Origin of the sequence: Psychrilyobacter sp. (assembly GCF_049671765.1) — a bacterium.
Taxonomy (GTDB): Bacteria; Fusobacteriota; Fusobacteriia; order Fusobacteriales; family Fusobacteriaceae; genus Psychrilyobacter.
Window position 1 is genome coordinate 1 of record NZ_JBATVM010000301.1, and the last position, 1,702, is coordinate 1,702.

Annotated in this window: 2 protein-coding genes; both read right to left on the reverse strand. The window is 28.7% G+C overall.

What is annotated here, in order from left to right; all coding sequences use genetic code 11:
• Positions 1 to 390: PhnA protein (locus WBG30_RS13895; protein ID WP_424505253.1), on the reverse strand; the 390-nt coding region annotated here is incomplete at its 3' end.
• 26 nt (positions 391 to 416) lie between these two features.
• The gene (locus tag WBG30_RS13900) at positions 417 to 1,529 is read right to left on the reverse strand and encodes an MFS transporter (RefSeq protein ID WP_424505254.1); all 1,113 of its coding nucleotides are present in this window, start codon (positions 1,527 to 1,529) and stop codon (positions 417 to 419) included.
• Positions 1,530 to 1,702: the final 173 nt, after the last annotated feature.

A 1,702-nucleotide genomic window follows, 5' to 3' on the forward strand; every position in this document is an offset into this window, starting at 1 on the left:
CTTCTCAAGAATCTCTTCTAATTTTTCATCCATATAAACCATATCTAGTAGATCATCTATCCACGAATATTTCCCTTGGATCTGTTTAATAATATCTATTGCTGCAGCTTTTACTATATTTACCTCACTCCAAATTGCGTGATTCAAAAATCTTAAATCATTTTCATTGGCTTTTTTTAGTCTGTCTATTGTATCCATACATGTATCACAAATATGTATACATCTATCATAATCTGGTTCTACCTCTATCTTTCCAACTTCAAATATATTTAATTTACGACCTGTTTCACCACATAACTCACATGTCGATTTAGATCTTCTTACTAATGTTTTTCCAAATAATGATACCTTATTTTTTCTATCCTTTGACTCGTCATATCCTCTTGCCATAGCTATAATCTCCTTTTTATTCTTTTTTAGTTCTTTAATTTTTTCTCTAAAAACATCAATACCAAGGCTGTAAACACTAATATACTAAAAAATCCATAGATATAAACTGCACCATATTGCTCTATAATCACTCCTGAAATATATTGAACAAACATTCCTCCTAAAGAACCGGCTGCCATAAATATTGTTATTGCCGTTCCAAGAGTATTTTTTTCTACAATATTTCGAATGTATAGATTTGCCCCTGCAAAAAATAGCCCTACAGAAGCTCCCTGAAATAAAAAAGTTCCTGCTATTACAGACGGTTTAGAGAATAAAAAATATACTCCCCATCTGACAGTCATACACAATACTGCTAAAGTTACTACAAATTCTACCCCTTTTTTATTTATTAATTTAGGTGAAATTCCAATAAAAGGTACTTCACTAAGAGTCATTAAGAAAACTATTGTTCCAAGTAATGCCATAGAACCACCTATTTCTTTAAAATATACTGCAAAATAACTATTATGACCATTATTGGTCCCTAAAAATAACATAGAAACAATTACAAAAATAATATATCTTTTATTGGTTAAAAGTTTCTTTAAATCTACCTTTCCATCATTTTCATGTAAATTATTGATTTTCACAGGTATTTTTATAATGACTATTCCTGTGACAATTGAAGCTATTGCTCCTAAATATAAAAACGAAGAAGTCCCAAATAATTCTATAAATTTTCCTGAAACTAAAGCTCCTACAGCAAATCCAATAGAACCCCATAACCTTATCTTCCCAAAAGCATACTCAGTAGATAAAGATACCGTATCCATAAGAGGCATCTCACAAAAAACCGCTATTACATAAAAAGAATATAATATTAATATCCCTATAAATGAATTTATATGATTCATCAATAATAAAGTGATAAAAATAATTCCTGTTATTATAATTAATATTTCTTTAGATTTCTTTGTTTTATCGTTTATATATCCTAAAATTGGTTGAAAAGCCATAGCTAAAAATGATCCTATTGCAAAAATCATTCCTGACTGTCCACCTGATATATGGATAGTTTCAAAAAATTGGGATAAATAGAGCATACTCGCTCCTAAAGTAAAGTAGAATGTAAAATAAAGTAAGATGTAGATTAACACTTTCCCCTCCCTGATTTCTTTTCTTGTTTATTCTGTATTATTTTAATATTAAATAGTTGTTATTTCACCTAATAAATTGTATAGCTTTTATTATTCTTAGAGAGTTTCTTTCTCCTCCAGTAGATTTTTCTGTTTTTTCGAGGTGAAAACTCTACTTTTTTATCTTCTTTTTA